Source organism: Pseudomonas extremorientalis (assembly GCF_024584605.1).
In the GTDB taxonomy this organism is placed as follows: Bacteria; Pseudomonadota; Gammaproteobacteria; order Pseudomonadales; family Pseudomonadaceae; genus Aquipseudomonas; species Aquipseudomonas extremorientalis.
The window spans coordinates 3,063,401-3,081,761 of sequence record NZ_CP089519.1 but is presented as its reverse complement, the minus strand read 5'-3'; the positions used below and the strand labels follow the sequence as shown (position 1 = coordinate 3,081,761).

The following is an 18,361-nucleotide window of genomic DNA, read 5'->3' as shown; positions in this document are numbered from 1 at the left end:
AGGTGGGCGCCACAATTGCGGGCGTACCGGGGCGTTCAGGGGCAGTTTCGCAGGGGTTGGATGGAACCAGGGAAATTGAAGGTTGGGACATGGGCGCCAGGTCAGGCGCCGGAGTGGCCGGCGCGCAGATGACCGAACCGCTTTGGGCAAGAATAGATGGCATGTTGCTATCCTCTTTGTGGCAAATCCATTGAGGGAAAAGCCGTGCCTCCTTGAACGGTTGGAAGGCACTGTAAGAGGGGAAAAGACAGCCGTTCTATAAGCCGACGCCTAAAACCAGCGATGAAATCGGGCAGAGACTCTAGAGAATCCGATACAACAACCGCTCGATTCGTACCCGGCTGACCCGGCGCAGGAACTTGCCGACCGCCTCCGGGTAGTCCGGCAACGCCTGCAAGTCCTGGTAACGCTCGATTCGCGTGGTGTGCTGGAAAATCTGCGCCAACTCGGTACGCCTCGGCTCCAGCCACTCGCTCTTGGGATCATCGATCAGCAAGGCGTTTTCCAGGTCAAGGCGGAACGCGCGCGGATTGAGGTTGTTGCCGGTGAGCAAGGTGTAGCGCTGGTCGACCCACATGCCCTTGAGGTGGTAAGTGTTGTCGTCGTGGTGCCAAAGGTGCAGGTTCAACTGGCCGTGGTCGATGTCGCGCTGATGGCGCTTGGCGAAACGGCGCAGGCTGATCTCATACAGGTACGGCAGCGCGGCGATCACCTTGAACGGCTCGCTGGGCGGGATGTAGAAGTCGTTGGCGGTCTTGTCGCCGACGATGATGTCGATCTTCACGCCACGCGCCAGGGCGCGGTTGATTTCGCGGGTCACTGGCAGCGGCAGGTTGAAGTATGGCGTGCAGATGGTCAGTTGATGCTGGGCACTGGCGATCAGCTCCAGGATCACTCGGCTCAACGGATTGTTCTTGCCCACGCCCAACAGCGGGCTGACCGACAGATGGCCGTTGGGCAATTGCCCGGCTGTGGTGTCGTATGTCGCATGCTTGAGACGGCTGCGCAGGTCGCCGATGTCGTTGCGCAGGCTGCGGGTGGTGGGCGGGTTGGGCAGGTCCAGGCGATGCACCGCCTTGGACGCCACAAGACCATGCTCCACCAGATGCTGCATCGAATCGGCCAGCGGCTTGTTGTGGATCAGGTGGTAGCGATCGTAGCGGTACTTGTCGAACTTGTGCAGGTACACGTTGTTCAGGCTGGCGCCGCTGTACAGCACCGTGTCGTCGATCACAAAGCCTTTGAGGTGCAGCACGCCGAACAGCTCGCGGGTTTGCACCGGCACGCCATACACCGGCACTTCACTGCTGTGGCTCTGGGTCATGGCCTGGTACCAGGCACTGTTGCCCGGCTGCTTGCCGGCGCCGATCAAGCCACGCTGGGCGCGCAACCAATCGACCACCACCACGACATCCAACTCCGGACGCGCTGCCTTGGCGGCGTGCAGGGCGTCGTAGATCTCCTGCCCTGCCTCGTCCTGCTGCAAATACAGCGCGACGATGTAGATACGCCGGGTGGCCTGGGAGATCTTCTCCAGCAGGCAACGGCGATAGGCAGCAGCGCCGGACAGCACGTCAATCGCATCAGGAGTCAGGGGGAAACCGCGCAGTTTGGGCAACAGGGAGCGTTTGAAGAACGACGGCATAAGGCTCGCAATGGGTCGAATCCGAAGAGGCCCCGAGCTTACACCATGGGGGGGCCCAGGTCTTGCTGTGGCGCATGGAAAAATTTTAATTGACCAAGAAGAATGATCGTTCTACTTTTGGCAGCATGAACGACATGATCAGTAATGAAACCCGCGACATCATCCTCGACGTCACCGAAAAGTTGATCTATCGCCATGGCATCGCCGCCACCGGCATGGAGTTCCTGGTGAAAACCGCGGGTGTCTCGCGAAAAAGCATTTACCGCTACTTCGCCAATAAAGACGATTTGGTGATTGCCGCCCTGCAGCGTCGTGACGAGCGCTGGATGCAGTGGCTGCGCACAGAGGTGGAATGTAGCGAAGGCACCGGCCAACGCTTGCTGGCGGTGTTCGATGCACTTAAAACCTGGTTTGGCTCCGCCGATTTCCGCGGCTGCGCCTTCATCAACACCAGCGGCGAAACCGGCGACCCGCAGGACCCGGTACGCCAGTTGGCCAAGGCCCACAAACAGAAACTGTTCGAGTACCTGCTCGAACTGTGTCAAGCACATGGCACCCCCGACCCTGAACGGCAGGCCGCGCACCTGCTGATCCTGATCGATGGCGCCATTACCGTTGCCCTGGTGATGGGCGATTCAACAGCTGCCGATAATGCGCAATGCATGGCGCAAACCTTGTTGGGACTTTGATCGCACGACGGCGCAACTTTCAACACACCCTTATTGTTTGAGGAACTGCCCCATGTCATCGACTGCAGAAACACGTCCGCCCCTGCCGCCGTTTACCCGCGCATCGGCCATCGAAAAAGTGCGTTTGGCCGAAGACGGCTGGAACTCCCGCGACCCCCACCGCGTATCCCTGGCCTACACCCTCGACACGCAGTGGCGCAACCGCGCCGAGTTCGCCCATAACCGCGAAGAAGCCAAGGGTTTCCTGACCCGTAAATGGGCCAAGGAGCTGGACTATCGGCTGATCAAGGAGCTGTGGGCGTTTACCGATAACCGCATCGCCGTGCGTTATGCCTATGAGTGGCACGACGATTCGGGCAACTGGTTCCGTTCCTATGGCAACGAGAACTGGGAGTTCGACGAGAACGGCCTGATGGCCAATCGTTTTGCCTGCATCAACGACATGCCGATCAAGGAAAGCGAGCGCAAGTTCCACTGGCCGCTGGGACGGCGCCCGGATGATCACCCGGGGCTGTCTGACCTGGGCCTGTAAACCGTGGCGGCGATGGCGTGGCTGAAATCGCCATCGCCGCCAAGCCGGGCTCCTACAGGTTGTTGTCGGCTTCAGTCCTGATTGAGGCCGACTCGGTATAGCACGCCATCATCCTCATCCGTCAACACATACAAAAAGCCATCCGGCCCCTGCCTCACATCCCGAATCCGCGCTTTCAAACCGCCCAGCAAACGCTCCTCGTGAATCACCTTGTCACCGTCGAACTGCAAGCGGATCAGTTCCTGGCTGGCCAGCGCGCCGATGAACACATTGTGCTGCCAAGGCTTGAAGCGGTCTGCATCGTAGAATGCCATGCCGCTGATACCCGGTGATTTTTCCCAGACATGATGGGGCGGCACGGTGCCTTCTGCGGTCTTGCCTTTGGCTTCGGGAATCGGTGCCAGAGAGTAGTTGATGCCGTGGGTCGCCAACGGCCAGCCGTAATTCTTGCCACGCTCGATGATATTGATCTCGTCCCCCCCGCGTGGCCCATGTTCATTTTCCCAGATCGTGCCACTCCAGGGATTCAGCGCCAGGCCCTGGGGGTTGCGCTGGCCGTAGGACCAGATCTCCGGGCGCACGCCTGGCTGGCCGACGAAGGGGTTGTCATCCGGCACGCGGCCGTCGGGGTAGATGCGCACCACCTTGCCCTGCAGTTTGTCGAGGTCCTGGGCGGTCGGGCGGTCGTTGTTTTCGCCCAGGGTCACAAACAAATAACCGTCGCGGTCGAAGGCCAGGCGTGAACCGAAGTGATTGCCGGTGGACAGCTTCGGCTCCTGGCGCAGGATCACTTTGAAGTCGGTCAGGCCACTGAGGTCAGCCGCCAGACGTCCACGCCCTACCGCAGTACCGGCTGTTCCGCCCTTGCCGCCCCCTTCGGCGTAGGAAAGGTAGACCATGCGGTCCTGCTTGAAGTCCGGCGACAGCACCACGTCCAGCAAGCCGCCCTGCCCTTTGGCCCACACTTCAGGCAAGCCCGTCAGTGGCGCGGACAATTTCCCGTCAGGGCTGACAAAACGCAGGTGGCCAGGCCGTTCGGTGACCAGGAAACCTTGCTTGTCCGGCAGAAAAGCCACGGCCCAGGGATGGTCCAGGCCTTTGGCGATCGGTGTGACGGTGATGCTGCCTTGCTCGCTGGGGAACTGCTGGGCATCGGCTGCGAAACTGGCCGTCAACGGCAGTAGAGAGGTTGCGCACAGCGCGGCTAGCAGGGTTTTGCGTAGAAACATAAGACGGAATCCTTACCGGCGATTGCCGTTGGCATCATAAGTGGGGGCTTTGGTTTCGGTGGCCGGGCGGCTGGGCGCAGCGTCGCGCTTGGGATAGCTGTTGCCAATGCCGCCGTTTTCCAGGGTCGGCGTGCGTGTGGTCGGCCCGGTCTGAATCCCGCGAACCGCCGGCGCGTTGGGCTGGGTGCCCTGCATGCTGTTGGGGTTGGCCCGGTGGATCGGGCCGTTGTTGGCGTTGTTGGCGTTGTTGCTGCCGGGCAGGTTTTGTGCCTGGGCCACGGGGATCAGGGCCAGACCCAACAGCAGCGCTGCAACGTGTCGCATACAAGTGTTCATTGACAAAGCCTCTCGGGAGTGAGGAGTACGTGCTTTCGATAACACGCTACGCCTTGGGTTCGGCTTTCGACACTAAATAGTTTCTCATCAGGTGTAACACGATCTGTCCGCGCATCTGCCAGGGGAAACTTTTCACATCGGCACCGAGTCACCAGAACACCCCCTCTACTCAAGGAGTCGCACCGATGCCACGAGCTATCTGGAAAGGTGCCATCAGCTTTGGCCTGGTGCACATCCCCGTGTCGCTGGTCTCGGCCACGTCATCGCAGGGCGTTGACTTCGACTGGCTGGACAAGCGCAGCATGGACCCGGTGGGCTACAAGCGCATCAACAAGACCACTGGCAAGGAAGTCACCAAAGACAACATCGTCAAGGGTGTGGCCTTCGAGAAAGGCCGCTACGTGGTGCTCAGCGAAGAGGAAATCCGCTCGGCCCACCCCAAGTCGACCCAGACCATCGAGATCATCGCGTTTGTCGCCAGTGACCAGATCCCGTTGCAGAACATCGACACGCCCTACTTCCTGGCACCGGACAAGCGCGGTGGCAAGGTCTACGCGCTGCTTCGGGAAACGCTGAGGAAGACCAAAAAAGTCGCGCTGGCCAACGTGGTCCTGCACACCAAGCAGCACCTGGCGGCACTCATGCCGCTGGAGTCGGCGCTGGTATTGGTGATGCTGCGCTGGCCCGCCGAAGTGCGCAGCCTGGACGAACTGGAACTGGGCAGCGACGTGACCAAACCCAGCCTGGCCAAGGGTGAACTGGACATGGCCAAGCGTCTGGTCGACGACATGAGCGCCGACTGGCAGCCCGATGAATATCGCGACAGCTTCCAGGAAAAGATCATGGCGCTGGTGGCCAAGAAGGCCAAGGCCGGCAAGATCGAGGATGTGGAAACCAGCCAAGACAGTGAAGAGCGTAAGTCCGCCGATGTGATCGACCTGACGGAGTTACTCAAGCGCAGCCTGGCCGGCAAACCCGCCAAGAAGCCCGCCGCGAAGAAAGCCACCAAGGCGTCATAAGCCATGCCAAAGCCCCTCAGCGAATACAACCGCAAGCGCGACTTCGGCGTCACCGGCGAACCGGCGGGCAGTGCGCCCGCAGGAACACGCAACGCTTCGGCGCTGTCGTTCGTGATCCAGAAACATGACGCGCGCAACCTGCACTATGACTTCCGCCTGGAACTGGATGGCGTACTGCTCAGTTGGGCAGTGCCCAAAGGCCCGAGCCTGGACCCGACGCAGAAGCGCCTGGCCGTGCATGTCGAAGATCACCCTCTCAGCTACGGCAGTTTCGAAGGCAGTATCCCGGCGGGCCAATACGGCGCAGGTGACGTCATCGTGTGGGACCGCGGTGTGTGGCAACCCCATGACGATCCCCGCAAGGCTTACGCCGCCGGCAAGCTCAAGTTCACCCTGGTCGGCGAAAAGTTGTCCGGCGATTGGGCACTGGTCCGCACGCACCTGAAAGGCAGCGGCGATAAGGAACAATGGCTGCTGATCAAGGAAAAAGACGCGCAGGCACGACCCGCCCAAGACTACGATATTGTCCAGGCCCAGCCCGACAGCGTGCTCAGTGACGCCTCGCTGGGTAAGCCCAAATCTCGCGCAAAAGCCCGGAAAACCAGCGTCGCCCTCCCCGAACACTTCACTCCGCAATTGGCCACCCTGGTGGATCGCGCCCCCGAGGGCGATTGGCAGTACGAAATCAAGTTCGACGGTTACCGCATGCTCGCGCGCATCCGCGACGGCGAGGTGCGGCTGTTCACGCGCAACGGCCACGACTGGACCGACCGCCTGCCGCGCCAGGCCAAGGCCTTGCACGCCCTCAAACTCAAGGACAGTTGGCTCGACGGCGAGGTGGTCAGCCTCAACGGCGATGGCCTGCCGGACTTCCAGGCGCTGCAAAACGCCTTTGATATCGGGCGCAGCCTGGACATTGTCTACTACCTGTTCGATGCGCCGTTCCTGGATGGCCAGGATCAGCGCCAGGCCCCCGTCGAAGATCGCCGTGCAGCGCTGAAGACTGCGTTGTCCGGCAGCAGAAGCAAGCTATTACGCTTCTCCGAAGCCTTTACTGCCCATCATCGGGACATCTTTGAAAGCGCCTGTGACCTGGCCCTCGAGGGTGTCATCGGCAAGCGCCTGGGCAGCCCGTACGTGTCCAGTCGCAACACCGATTGGGTCAAGCTCAAATGCCGCCTGCGCCAGGAATTCGTGATCGTCGGCTACACCCGGCCGCAGGGTTCGCGCAGCGGTTTCGGTGCACTGCTGCTGGCAGTGAATGACACCTCGGGATTGGTGTACGCCGGACGTGTAGGCACCGGGTTTGATCAAGCGTCACTGAAGGCGATCCATGCGCAACTCAGGCCATTGGAGCGTAAGTCATCGCCCCTTGAAAAAGCCCTGACCAGCGCCCAGGCCCGTAACGTGCACTGGGTGGAACCGACACTGGTCGGCGAAGTGCAGTTTGCCGAATGGACCCGTGAGGGGGTGATCCGCCAGGCGGCGTTTGTCGCGATGCGCACCGACAAACCGGCCGCACAGGTCATTCATGAGCAACCGCGCACGGTCAAATCCATGAAATCTGCGAAAAAAACCACCGGCACCGTGAAGATCACCCACCCGGACCGCGTGATCGATAAGCAGAGCGGCATGCAGAAGGAGCAATTGGCGCAGTTCTACAACAGCATCAGCGAGTGGATCCTGCCTTTTCTGCGTCACCGTCCCGTGTCACTGCTGAGGGCACCCGAAGGCATCGAGGGCGAGCAGTTCTTCCAGAAACATTCGGAGCGCCTGGCCATTCCCAACATCAAGCAGTTGGAACAGGCACTCGATCCCGGCCATGCGCGCCTGATGGAAGTCGACAGTGCCGAGGCGTTGCTCGGGGCGGCGCAAATGGGCACCGTGGAGTTTCATACCTGGGGCGCCACTGTCAACAAGATCGAAACCCCGGACCTGTTTGTACTCGACCTCGACCCCGACCCCGCGCTGCCGTGGAAAAGCATGCAGGAAGCAGCGCAACTCACCCTTTCGGTCCTGGACGAATTGGGCTTGCAAGCCTTCGTCAAAACCAGTGGCGGCAAAGGCCTGCACCTGATCGTGCCGCTGGCGCGCCGGGACAACTGGGACACCGTCAAGGCATTCGCCAAAGCGATTGCCCAATTCATGACCGAGCAACTGCCTGAACGCTTCACCGCGACGTCAGGGCCAAAAAACCGGGTGGGCAAGATCTTCATCGACTACCTGCGCAACGCAAGGGGCGCCAGTACCGTGGCCGCTTATTCTGTAAGGGCGCGGCCAGGTTTGCCGGTGTCGGTACCGGTCAGTCGCGAGGAGTTGAAGGGATTGCGCGGGGCCCAACAATGGACCGTCGCCAATCTGCAGCAGCGCTTGGACGGCTTGAAGAGCGATCCCTGGGACGGCTATGCCAATCGACAGAAGATCAGCAAAAAGATGTGGGACAAACTGGGCGCCCATTCACCGGAGTGAATGGCGCCCGAAGCCTTCAGATCAGCAGGAAAATGGCGGCCAACCCTGCAAAGATCGCCCATTTTTCCAGGTAATAACGCGTACGGTTGCGCTTTTTCAGTTCTTTGCCGCGCAAGCGAATCTTGTACAGCCGGGTGAAGGCGCGGTTGAGCCCGCCCGTCTTGTCACTGGCATCGTTGGGCGAGCCCGCAGCTGCCATCACATTGCGGCTGAACCAGCGATTGAACGCAGCGGCCCAGCGATATTTCATCGGGCGCTCGATATCGCAGAACAGAATGATGCGGTTCTGCTGCGTGGTGTTTTCCGCGTAGTGGATGTAGGTCTCGTCGAACATCACCGGCTCGCCGTCACGCCAGTAGTAGTTCTCACCGTCCACGTTGATGTAGCAGCCCGGGTCATTCGGCGTGTCCAGGCCCAAGTGATAGCGATACGAGCCGGCATACGGGTCGCGATGGCGAACCAGCCTGGAGCCCGGCGGCAGTTCGGCGAACATCGCGGCCTTGATCGAACCGATGCCCTGCACCAGCTCGGTGGTACGCGGGCACAGCTTCATCGCCGACGGGTGGCTGTCGCCATACCATTTCAGATAGAAGCGCTTCCAGCCGGACTTGAAGAACGAATTGAAACCTACGTCGTTGTACTGTTCCGAGCGCTTGATTTCGCCGGCGCGCAGCAGGTTCTGGCCTTCCTCGCGAATCTCCTGCCAATGCTCCTGGAGCGGGCTCAGGTCCGGGAAATCGCTGGGCGACAGGTAAGGTCGGCTGGGCAGCTTGGAAAAGAGGTAGAGAAAGCAGTTGATCGGCGCCAGGAAGGTCGAATGATCACTGAGTTGGCGCCCCAGCTTATGCCGCACCCGCCCACGCAGGTGTACATACGCAATCGAGGCAACGTAGAGAATAACAATGATGAGTTTCAAGGGATTTCGTCACAAGTCAGAAGAGAACAGGCTGCTCCTGCGTGCCCACAACGGACGAGGATGGATAGCAGCACCTGAAATCACAATTCACACAATCGGCACGACCGGCTGAGTGACCACCCGGCGCGTGGCCCTTTGCAGTTATTTAGCCACAGGTTGTAACTAAAAGTTAACTAAGAATTGTGAAAAGCTGTCTTGTGACGGATGTTCCGAAGGCGCACAACCACGGGGCATGGACCGCCGTTGTGCGCGATGCGGTTACAGCAAAGGTTCATCGTCCTTGCGCTCTCGGCGGGAAAAACGCCCCTCTTCCAGCGGCGAGTAAGGTGCCGGTTGTCCACGATTCTGCACAACGTAGCGGATCAACGCGATGACCAGCCCCAGCACCAGCCCTGCAGTCAGGCTCAAGGCAACCACCAGCGCTTTCTTCGGCTTTATCGGCGCCAGCGGCTCCTGGGCGCGACGATCAATGGTCACCAGTTTGAGGTTGCTCATATCGATGTTCAAGTTGCGCAACCGCGCGACTTCGGCACGCAGCGGCTCGACATCCTGCAGGAAAATGTCCTCATTGTCGCGCCTGCGCAGTACCTCGACCTTTCGGTTCACCTCCAACATTTGCAATTCTTTGCCGATCTCGGCGACGCGGGCGTTGGTGAAATCGTCGCTGGTGCGTCGCTGGAGTGCGTCGCGCTCCGCTTCAAGCGCATTGGAGCCCATGAAATACAGCGGGATTTTCTGGTTATTGACTTCAGTACGCATGACCTGCCCGCTCCCACCGCGTGATGCATCCGCCATTGCCGACGGCGTCGTCGGGGTTTTGATTCCCAAGGACTTGGCAATGGCGATGGCCTCGGTCAGTTCTGCCAGCCGATCACTGCGCTCCATCTTCATCTGCAGACGCAGCGCACTGAGCTCATCTTGCAACTGGGCACGCTTGAGCCGGTCGCTTTCCAGCAGTGAGGCGATCTTCGACTCTTTCTCGTTCTCATAATTGGCGCGAGCGGCATCAATCTTGCCCTTGAGCTCGTTCAAGCGGTTATTGACGATCACCTTGAGGTCCGCGCCCACTTGCTCGCGCTCGGCGCCAATAGCGTAATCGACAAACCCGTTGAGAATCGCCACACCATCGACATCGGCGGGGTACTGCAACTCCAGGCGGATGTAACTGCTCAACGAGTCAGCCTTTTTGGGGTCAGGCAGAATGAGGTTGACCGCGTTGCGATTGAAGTCTTCGAAAGACTGCTCCAGGCTTTGGCCTGGTTTCTGAAATGCCTTGAACAATTGCTGGTGCGACTTGAAAAATTCCAGCCGTGTTTCGTAAGAGTCCAATTGCGACCCCACCTTTGACAGCGCATCGGCGGGCGGTAGCTTATAAACCTCGGAACGGTTCAACGCGTCCAGCTCATTGAGCGCGGCAGGACGCAATACACTGCTGACCTCATAAGTCCGGGGCGCCAGAAGCGCGTAACCGCCCCCCAAAACCCCCGCAATGATCGCACACCCAAGCACCAGTCTTTTTTGCCGCCAGATCGAATGAAAGAGGTCGTACAGGTCAATTTCATCTGATGAAGGAGTCACATGAAGCGGGACGTTTCGATTCAAAATTAGCTCACCTAAAAAAATGACATTAAACGGCCATCACCGCAAATGTTTGGAAAGCCCGTTGAAGGGCCAGGGGCAACGCCCTGCGACACCGATGTAAAAGTCTTCGGAGCAATCTGACAACTCAGGGTAATGAAAAATCCCAACCCATTAAACTATGTTCGCCGCGCGTTGCGTAAATATTCCTACAGACATCAACGACTGGAAATATGCTTGTCATAAGAATAGACAACTTCAGTTGAATAATTGCCTTAAAACCGAAATAAACCCGAAAGGACTCTCTATGCCGATTACTCGCGATCCGGATTACCAACTGCTCCAAGGCGTCTGGGAGCAAATCGCCCTTGAAGACAACGGCGTGCCAAACCCCGTTGACGATGCCCATAGCGCGCCCGGTGCACTGACCACCATCAGCGGTGACCAATTTGAAGTGCTTACGGTCAATGGTGAAGTGCTACTGGCTGGCCAGTTTTTCCTCGACAGCCGCACACTTCCTAAAAGCATCACTTGGATCGATTCCATCGGCGAAGATGCCGGCAAGCGATTGCCCGCAAGCTATCGCCTGGAAGGGGATGAATTCGTTTTTATCGCTGCAGATGAAGGCATGCCCAGGCCAATCATATTCAATACCGGCCCAGGTCAAACCATGCGTACTTTCGTGCGTCGCGCCTGACCAGCGCGTTTTTGCTTTTGGAAAAGCTCTCTCACTCAAGACGCCTGGTGGCGGTCAAGGTAAAGCACATCGGCAGCTGTGCAGGCTGGTGCTCGTACTGGTCGTACAGTTCTTCGCGATTGGAATGGGGATATTCCTGCAGGTGGCCGATCTGCAACTGCGCGCCGATCGCGGCACTGACTATGTCGCCTAAGGTATGCACGTACCAATAGGAGGTCGGTCCGGCCACTTCACCCTGGCCTTCATAGACAATCGACTCCTGCAGCACGAACGGCTCGCGCTGAAAGTAGGAACTGGCCGGCAGGAATGGGTTTTGCGCCCGGGGATCGAACACCTCCAGAAACGGGTGGGTTTCATACATCACCAACGTGCCCCCCGGCTTGAGGGTGCGCGCAACATGCTGCATGAACAGCGCTGCATCCGGCATCCAGCCCAACACCCCAATCGTCACCAGGGCAATATCGAAGCGTTCGTGCAAGGATGGCGGCAGATGATGGATGTCACTCTCGATGAACTCAGGGTTGTGCGGCGAGACATCCGCCAGTTCCCGGGCCTGCTGGAGAAATGCCGGGGATTGATCCACACCGACCACCGAACGCGCGCCCAGGCCAAACAGCGACAGGCTTTCGCGACCATTGTTGCAGCACAGTTGCACCACGTCTTTGCCGGCCAGGCCAACGTCTTGCAGCAGGCCGGTAATCGTGGGGTCCAGGCAGGAAAAGTCCGCCTGGCCGACGCTGTTGAGCAACGCGTTCCAGGTGTCGGTGGTCTTGTGCAGGCCGGCCGATTGATCCCAGGCGTCTTTGTTGCAGGCAATTGCCTGTTGAGCTGAGGGCATGTCCATTGCGTCTCCAGGTAATCCATAAAAAGGGGCTCAGAAAATAAGCCATGTCCCCACGGAATAAAACCCAGCTAATGCACGAAACTTAACGCAAGGCCAACGGGTCACTTACGCAATGCGTGTTCAGTCCTTGAACACCGCTTGCGAAGTGCTCGCCGTGGCCAACCATTCCGACCTGCGTAATACCTTGTCCCTCGACAGCCTGAATTTCTTCCTCGCGGATGTGCGCGACGGCCTCGGACCCTACCTGGCCATTTACCTGCTGGCCGTGCACAAATGGGACCCGGCCAGCATCGGCGTGGTCATGACCCTGGCAGGCATCGCGGCATTGATCACCCAAGGCCCGGCGGGCGCGTTGATCGACCGCACCCGCAGCAAGCGCGCGGTGATTGCGCTGGCCGCCATTGTAGTGACCGTCAGTTGCCTGATGCTGCCCTTTGTCAGCTCGTTCAGCCTGGTGGCATTGACCCAGGCCGCCAGCGCTGTCGCTGCCTCGGTGTTCGCGCCGGCGATTTCCGCGATCTCCCTGGGAATCACCGGACCGCGCGCGTTCACCCGCCGCACCGGACGCAACGAAACCTTCAACCACGCTGGCAATGCCGTGGCTGCCCTGTTGGCCGGCGGCCTGGCCTACTTGTTTGGTCCAGTGGTGGTGTTTTACCTGATGGCGTTCATGGCGCTCGCCAGCATCATTGCGATCAGCTGTGTGTCCGCCGAGGCCATCGACCATGAAGTGGCCCGCGGCTTCGACCCGGAACATCACACCGACCATGAACAACCATCCGGCATGAAAGTGCTGCTGGCCAATCGTCCGCTGCTGCTGTTTGCCATTTGCTGCGCCCTGTTTCACTTGGCCAACGCCGCCATGCTGCCGCTGGTCAGCCAGAAACTGTCGCAGATCAACCTGCAGATGGCCACGCCGCTGACCTCGGCGTGCATCGTCGCCGCGCAGTTGGTGATGGTACCGATGGCCTGGCTGGTCGGGCTCAAGGCTGACCTGTGGGGGCGCAAACCGTTGTTGATGATCGGCTTCATGATCCTGCCGCTGCGCGGCGTGCTCTACACCTTGTCCAATGATCCTTACTGGCTGGTGGCCGTGCAAATGCTCGACGGCATTGGCGCGGGGATCTTCGGCGCGCTGTTCCCGGTGATCGTCAAGGACCTGACCCAAGGCACCGGCCGCTTCAACGTCAGCCTGGGCGCCCTTTCCACCGTATTTGGCCTGGGCGCGGCACTGAGCAGCAGCCTGGCAGGTTTCGTGGTGCAACAGGCCGGGTACGACGCGGCATTCCTGACCCTGGCCGGGGTCGCAGCGCTGGCCTTGGCGTTGTTATGGCTGGCGATGCCGGAGACCTTGGAGAAACCTTCCTTCGCCGGACATACAACTGTCGCCTGACATATGCGACAATGCGCGCCAAATTCCAACACACATCCCCCATTTTCTGCTCAGCGACCGGGTTTCGCGCCTTGATGTCGCTGTTGACGCATGCCTGAAGGCTCTTGCCAACACGCTCGCAACCCATTGATAGGTAAAGTAATTGATCTCCACAGCTAACATCACCATGCAGTTCGGCGCCAAGCCGCTCTTCGAGAATGTCTCGGTCAAGTTCGGCGCTGGCAACCGTTATGGCTTGATCGGTGCCAACGGTTGCGGCAAGTCGACCTTCATGAAAATCCTCGGCGGCGACCTCGACCCGTCCGGCGGCCAGGTCATGCTGGAACCGAACGTACGCCTGGGTAAACTGCGCCAGGACCAGTTCGCCTACGAAGAATTCACCGTGCTCGACACCGTGATCATGGGCCATGAAGAGCTGTGGAAGGTCAAGGCCGAGCGCGACCGCATCTACTCGTTGCCGGAAATGAGCGAAGAAGACGGCATGGCCGTGGCCGAGCTGGAAACCGAGTTCGCCGAGATGGACGGCTACACCGCCGAATCCCGCGCCGGTGAGCTGCTGCTGGGCCTGGGCATTCCCCTGGAACAGCACTTCGGTCCGATGAGCGAAGTGTCTCCTGGCTGGAAACTGCGCGTATTGCTGGCCCAGGCGCTGTTCTCCGATCCTGAAGTGCTGTTGCTCGACGAACCGACCAACCACCTGGACATCAACACCATCCGCTGGCTGGAAAACATCCTGACCCAGCGCTCCAGCCTGATGATCATCATCTCTCACGACCGTCACTTCCTGAACAGCGTGTGCACCCACATGGCTGACCTGGACTACGGCGAGCTGCGCCTGTTCCCGGGCAACTACGACGAGTACATGACCGTGGCGACCCAGTCCCGCGAGCAACTGCTGTCGGACAACGCCAAGAAGAAGGCGCAGATCTCCGAACTGCAATCCTTCGTCAGCCGCTTCTCGGCCAACGCCTCCAAAGCCAAACAGGCCACCTCCCGTGCCAAGGCGATCGACAAGATCCAGCTGGCCGAAGTCAAACCGTCGAGCCGGGTCAGCCCGTTCATCCGTTTCGAGCAGAACAAGAAGCTGCACCGCCAGGCAGTCATGGTCGAAAAAATGGCCAAGGGCTTCGACGGCAAGCCGCTGTTCAAGGACTTCAGCTTCCAGGTCGAAGCTGGCGAACGCGTGGCGATCATCGGCCCGAACGGTATCGGCAAGACCACCCTGCTGCGCACCCTGGTCAACGAACTGACCCCGGACGCCGGCAGCATCAAGTGGACCGACGCTGCGGAACTGGGCTACTACGCCCAGGACCATGCGCATGACTTCGAAGACGACGTGACCCTGTTCGACTGGATGGGCCAGTGGACCCAGGGCGAGCAAATGATCCGTGGCACCCTGGGCCGTATGCTGTTCTCCAACGACGAGATCCAGAAGTCGGTCAAGGTGATTTCCGGTGGTGAGCAAGGCCGCATGCTGTTCGGCAAGCTGATCCTGCAAAAGCCGAACGTACTGATCATGGACGAACCGACCAACCACTTGGACATGGAATCCATCGAAGCGCTGAACCTGGCGCTGGAGAACTACCCGGGCACGCTGATCTTCGTCAGCCACGACCGTGAGTTCGTCTCGTCCCTGGCCACCCGTATCATCGAGTTGAGCGCCACCGGCGTGATCGACTTCAGCGGCAGCTATGACGACTACCTGCGTAGCCAGGGTGTGGTGTTCTAAAGCAGTCCGCCAAAAAGCCGTGCCAAGCGGGCCCGTTGTGATTGAGCGGGCCTGCTGTGATTGAGCGGGCCTGTTGTGGCGAGCGGGCTTGCCACAACAAGCCCGCTCGCCACAACAGCATCGTTTACCGCACAAAGCCTATTCATCAGACAAAGTCGTTAGCCAGCTTCCTTTTCCCCCGCGCCCTTGCCATCATGCCCGCACCGCCCGCCCGCGAACGAGTGCCCATGCCTGCCGCAGCCCCCAGCTCGATATCGATCACCCTGCAGATCGTTTCCATTGTCTTCTACACCTTCATCGCGTTTATCTGCATCGGCCTGCCGATTGCGGTGATTCCTGGCTATGTGCACGAACAACTGGGTTTCAGCGCGGTAGTGGCCGGGATCACCATCGGCTCGCAGTACCTGGCGACGCTGCTCAGCCGCCCCATGGCCGGGCGCATGTCAGACAACGTCGGCACCAAGCGTGCGATTGTGCTGGGCCTGGCCGGGATTCTAGTGAGTGGCGTACTGACGTTCTTCGCCACGCTGGTGGCAAGCCTGCCATCGTTGAGCCTGGGCATCCTGATCGTCGCGCGGCTGCTGCTGGGGGTGGCCCAGGGGCTGATCGGCGTGGGCACCATCAGTTGGTGCATGGGCGCGGTGGGTGCGGAACACACCGCACGGTCGATCTCGTGGAATGGTATTGCCTCCTACGGTGCCATCGCGATTGGGGCACCGCTTGGCGTGGTGATGGTCGCGGAATATGGCTACAACAGCCTCGGCATCGCTCTGACGGTATTGTCCGCGCTAGGGCTGGTGCTGATCCGCAATAAACCCTCGGTGCCGGTGGTACGTGGCGAACGGCTGCCGTTCTGGGCGGTATTCGGACGTATCGCGCCATTTGGCGCCAGCCTGTGCCTGGCTTCGATTGGCTACGGCACCCTCACCACCTTTATCACCCTGTACTACCTCAATCGTGGCTGGGCCGGCGCGGCTTACTGCCTCACGGTATTCGGCGTGTGCTTTATCCTGTCGCGACTGGTGTTTATCTCTGCCATCAGCCGTTTCGGCGGTTTTCGCGCAGCCATTGCCTGCATGACCATCGAGACCCTCGGCCTGACCCTGCTGTGGCTGGCGCCGTCCACCGGGGTGGCATTGATCGGCGCCGGGCTGACCGGCTTTGGCTTGTCGCTGGTGTACCCGGCGCTGGGTGTGGAAGCCATCAAGCAGGTGCCCAACAGCAGCCGTGGCGCGGGGCTGAGTGCGTATGCGGTGTTTTTTGACCTGGCCCTGGCGATTGCCGGGCCGTTGATGGGCGCCGTGGCGCTGAACCTCGGCTACGGCTGGATCTTCTTCTGTGCCGCACTGTTGTCGGTCACGGCCCTGGGCGTGACCCTGGTGCTTATGCGCCGCGCTTACTGATCAGCGGTCTGCAAGCCTGCCCGGGTAGATTGGCCGAGGGTGTGACTGAAGAACCGCCCCGCCTCGGAGATCAGGTCGCGGTGAATGCCTTCACGGTCAACCCCATCGGCATCCGTGCAGATCGCCGGCATTGTTGCCAACTGATCGCTGTCGCACGGCGCCATGAACACGAAGTGCCCTGCCCCGGCCAAGAGCTTGAAGTCCGGCGGCTCCGGCAGTTTGCGCGCCAGCGCGGCGGCGTTCTTGTCCACCGCCACCAACTTGTCGCCATCGCCGCTGTAGAGCAGCACGGGCACATGCACATCGGCCAGGGTGTGACGGCCGAACATCAGGCTCAGCGGCGCCATCAACATCAAGGCATGAATGCGTGGGTCGGATTGCGGTTGCAGGTCATCACGGTCCACCACCAGTTCGCCCTTGGTGGTACAGGCGTCGCGATCTTCCGGGCGCTCCTGGCAATACCGGCGCAGGCGGTCGAAATCCGGCTTGGCGCCGGCCAGGATCAACGCGGTCTCACCCCCGGCTGAATAGCCAATGACACCCACCTGGTCCACGTTGACGAATGGCGAGAGCATCGGGTCGCCCAGGGTGGCGGTGATTGCTTCGGAAATCTGGATCGGTCGCCCGTACAGGTTGCTCACCGTGCCCAGGCGACTGTGATCCTTGTAGTTGTCGCCAGGGTGCAGCACCGCTACCACTACAAAGCCCTTGCGCGCCAGGGAGGTGGCCAGGTCATGCAGCGCCAGCGGCGTGCCGGTGTTGCCGTGGGACAGCATCAGCATCGGGAAACGGCCGATGGCGATCTTGGCATCTTCGGTAGCGGCGACGCGGTAGGCGCCCAATTGCGTGGTGTGCTCAAGGCCAGTGGACGGGTAGAACGCCACGGCTTTCATCGGCTGCAGGTCCAACGGATCCAGAAACGTCATGCGATGGAAGCCCACACTCCAATGCGGGTGCGGCGCAGGTGCGGCGTGCACTGAAATCAGGCCGCCGAGCAGGGAAAGAACCATAACGGCACAAAGACGCATCATGGGGATGTCCACCTTTGCTGCGTGAGAACCGACATATCGAAAAAAGTCCAGGGTGTTAAACCCACGCTTGCACAACCTGGGCCAAAGTAATGACAGCGCACAAACGAAAAAACTCCGTACTCCGTTCGCTTTGAGGCGAGCAGAATACAGAGTTTAGGCGCCCGGCTTCAGAATGAAACCGAGCAAAGGCGGAATTTACACAAGCCTTACGCGACGGCGAACAATTGTTCGTTGATGACCACGTTGGCGTCGTTCAGGGCTTTGCTGCGCACTTCATCACCGTAGGCCAGGCCTTCGGCGCGTACGATTTCGATATCGGTGATACCCAGGAAGCCAAACAGCAGTTTCAGGTAGCCTTCATGGGCAGCACCCGAGGCCTGGCCGGCGTGCAGGCCGCCCGCGGTGGACACGATGATGACCTTCTTGTTGCCGCACAGGCCTTCAGGGCCGGCTTCGCTGTAGCGAAAAGTCTGGCCGGCAACGGCGATACGGTCGATCCAGGCTTTCAACTGGGTCGGAATGGTGAAGTTGTACATCGGTGCGCCAACCACTACCGCGTCGGCGGCGAGGAATTCAGCCAGCGACGAAGCGCTCAGCTCAGCCTCATGCTTCTGCGCGGCATCACGCAGTTCGGCGGCGGTGCCGAGGGCGCCGAGGGTTGCGCCGGAAAAGTGGTTGATGCCTTCGCTGGCCAGGTCGCGGTAGGTCACTTCCACACCCGGTTCAGCCGCTTGCCAGGCTTTGACCACGCCCGCGCTGAGCTGACGGGAAGCCGAGTTGTCGCCGAGGATGCTGGAATCGATATGCAAAAGTTTCATGCGGAATCTCCAAGTGAGGATCGCCGTGGGGCG

Annotated in this window: 16 protein-coding genes; 8 read left to right on the top strand and 8 right to left on the bottom strand. The window is 60.1% G+C overall.

Annotated elements, in window-relative coordinates; genetic code table 11:
• Window positions 1–301: 301 nt before the first annotated feature.
• Window positions 302–1,645: a CDP-diacylglycerol--serine O-phosphatidyltransferase gene (pssA, locus tag LUU92_RS13660; protein WP_071488425.1), complete on the bottom strand. Its 1,344-nt coding sequence runs from the start codon at window positions 1,643–1,645 to the stop codon at window positions 302–304.
• A 125-nt stretch (window positions 1,646–1,770) separates the two neighbouring features.
• Here pssA and LUU92_RS13655 point away from each other — a divergent pair, with 125 nt between their 5' ends.
• Together LUU92_RS13655 and LUU92_RS13650 are read left to right on the top strand one after the other, a co-directional pair.
• Window positions 1,771–2,334: a TetR/AcrR family transcriptional regulator gene (locus LUU92_RS13655; RefSeq protein WP_257103852.1), complete on the top strand. Its 564-nt coding sequence runs from the start codon at window positions 1,771–1,773 to the stop codon at window positions 2,332–2,334.
• A gap of 52 nt (window positions 2,335–2,386) precedes the next feature.
• Entirely contained in the window at window positions 2,387–2,866 is a 480-nt protein-coding gene (locus tag LUU92_RS13650) for a nuclear transport factor 2 family protein (RefSeq protein ID WP_071495778.1), read from the top strand.
• Window positions 2,867–2,937: 71 nt separating this feature from the next.
• Here the strand turns inward: LUU92_RS13650 and LUU92_RS13645 are convergent, their stop codons facing one another.
• Both LUU92_RS13645 and LUU92_RS13640 read right to left on the bottom strand, forming a co-directional pair.
• Window positions 2,938–4,095 carry a PQQ-dependent sugar dehydrogenase gene (locus LUU92_RS13645; protein WP_257103793.1) on the bottom strand — a complete coding sequence of 386 codons (1,158 nt, stop codon included), beginning with the start codon at window positions 4,093–4,095 and terminating at the stop codon, window positions 2,938–2,940.
• 12 nt (window positions 4,096–4,107) lie between these two features.
• Window positions 4,108–4,431: a hypothetical protein gene (locus LUU92_RS13640; RefSeq protein WP_257103792.1), complete on the bottom strand. Its 324-nt coding sequence runs from the start codon at window positions 4,429–4,431 to the stop codon at window positions 4,108–4,110.
• 185 nt (window positions 4,432–4,616) lie between these two features.
• Here LUU92_RS13640 and ku point away from each other — a divergent pair, with 185 nt between their 5' ends.
• Window positions 4,617–5,450 carry a non-homologous end joining protein Ku gene (ku, locus tag LUU92_RS13635; RefSeq protein WP_071488429.1) on the top strand — a complete coding sequence of 278 codons (834 nt, stop codon included), beginning with the start codon at window positions 4,617–4,619 and terminating at the stop codon, window positions 5,448–5,450.
• A 3-nt stretch (window positions 5,451–5,453) separates the two neighbouring features.
• Window positions 5,454–7,919: a DNA ligase D gene (gene ligD / locus LUU92_RS13630; RefSeq protein ID WP_257103791.1), complete on the top strand. Its 2,466-nt coding sequence runs from the start codon at window positions 5,454–5,456 to the stop codon at window positions 7,917–7,919.
• 16 nt (window positions 7,920–7,935) lie between these two features.
• Here the strand turns inward: ligD and lpxO are convergent, their stop codons facing one another.
• On the bottom strand, window positions 7,936–8,835 hold the full coding sequence (gene lpxO, locus LUU92_RS13625) for a lipid A hydroxylase LpxO (RefSeq protein WP_257103790.1): 900 nt from the start codon (window positions 8,833–8,835) through the stop codon (window positions 7,936–7,938).
• Window positions 8,836–9,093: 258 nt separating this feature from the next.
• Window positions 9,094–10,437: an LPS O-antigen chain length determinant protein WzzB gene (locus tag LUU92_RS13620; protein ID WP_071488432.1), complete on the bottom strand. Its 1,344-nt coding sequence runs from the start codon at window positions 10,435–10,437 to the stop codon at window positions 9,094–9,096.
• A 283-nt stretch (window positions 10,438–10,720) separates the two neighbouring features.
• Between LUU92_RS13620 and LUU92_RS13615 the strand changes: the two genes are divergently transcribed.
• A complete protein-coding gene (locus tag LUU92_RS13615) occupies window positions 10,721–11,110 on the top strand; it encodes a TIGR03067 domain-containing protein (RefSeq protein ID WP_071488433.1) in 390 nt (129 codons plus the stop codon).
• Window positions 11,111–11,141: 31 nt separating this feature from the next.
• Here LUU92_RS13615 and LUU92_RS13610 read toward each other — a convergent pair whose 3' ends face one another.
• Complete coding sequence (locus LUU92_RS13610; protein WP_257103789.1) at window positions 11,142–11,954, bottom strand: class I SAM-dependent methyltransferase; 813 nt, start codon at window positions 11,952–11,954, stop codon at window positions 11,142–11,144.
• Window positions 11,955–12,108: 154 nt separating this feature from the next.
• On the opposite strand from LUU92_RS13610, the gene LUU92_RS13605 reads away from it, so the two are divergent.
• The 3 genes from LUU92_RS13605 to LUU92_RS13595 all read left to right on the top strand — a co-directional run bounded on the left by LUU92_RS13605 (window position 12,109) and on the right by LUU92_RS13595 (window position 16,479).
• The gene (locus tag LUU92_RS13605) at window positions 12,109–13,347 is read left to right on the top strand and encodes an MFS transporter (RefSeq protein ID WP_071488460.1); all 1,239 of its coding nucleotides are present in this window, start codon (window positions 12,109–12,111) and stop codon (window positions 13,345–13,347) included.
• Between the two features lie 142 nt (window positions 13,348–13,489).
• The gene (locus LUU92_RS13600) at window positions 13,490–15,076 is read left to right on the top strand and encodes an ABC-F family ATPase (protein ID WP_083351449.1); all 1,587 of its coding nucleotides are present in this window, start codon (window positions 13,490–13,492) and stop codon (window positions 15,074–15,076) included.
• Window positions 15,077–15,303: 227 nt separating this feature from the next.
• The gene (locus tag LUU92_RS13595) at window positions 15,304–16,479 is read left to right on the top strand and encodes an MFS transporter (RefSeq protein WP_257103788.1); all 1,176 of its coding nucleotides are present in this window, start codon (window positions 15,304–15,306) and stop codon (window positions 16,477–16,479) included.
• Here LUU92_RS13595 and LUU92_RS13590 read toward each other — a convergent pair.
• The gene (locus LUU92_RS13590) at window positions 16,473–17,510 is read right to left on the bottom strand and encodes an alpha/beta hydrolase family protein (protein ID WP_222539825.1); all 1,038 of its coding nucleotides are present in this window, start codon (window positions 17,508–17,510) and stop codon (window positions 16,473–16,475) included. The genes LUU92_RS13595 and LUU92_RS13590 overlap by 7 nt on opposite strands.
• Window positions 17,511–17,716: 206 nt before the next feature.
• On the bottom strand, window positions 17,717–18,328 hold the full coding sequence (locus tag LUU92_RS13585; protein WP_222539826.1) for an FMN-dependent NADH-azoreductase: 612 nt from the start codon (window positions 18,326–18,328) through the stop codon (window positions 17,717–17,719).
• Window positions 18,329–18,361: the final 33 nt, after the last annotated feature.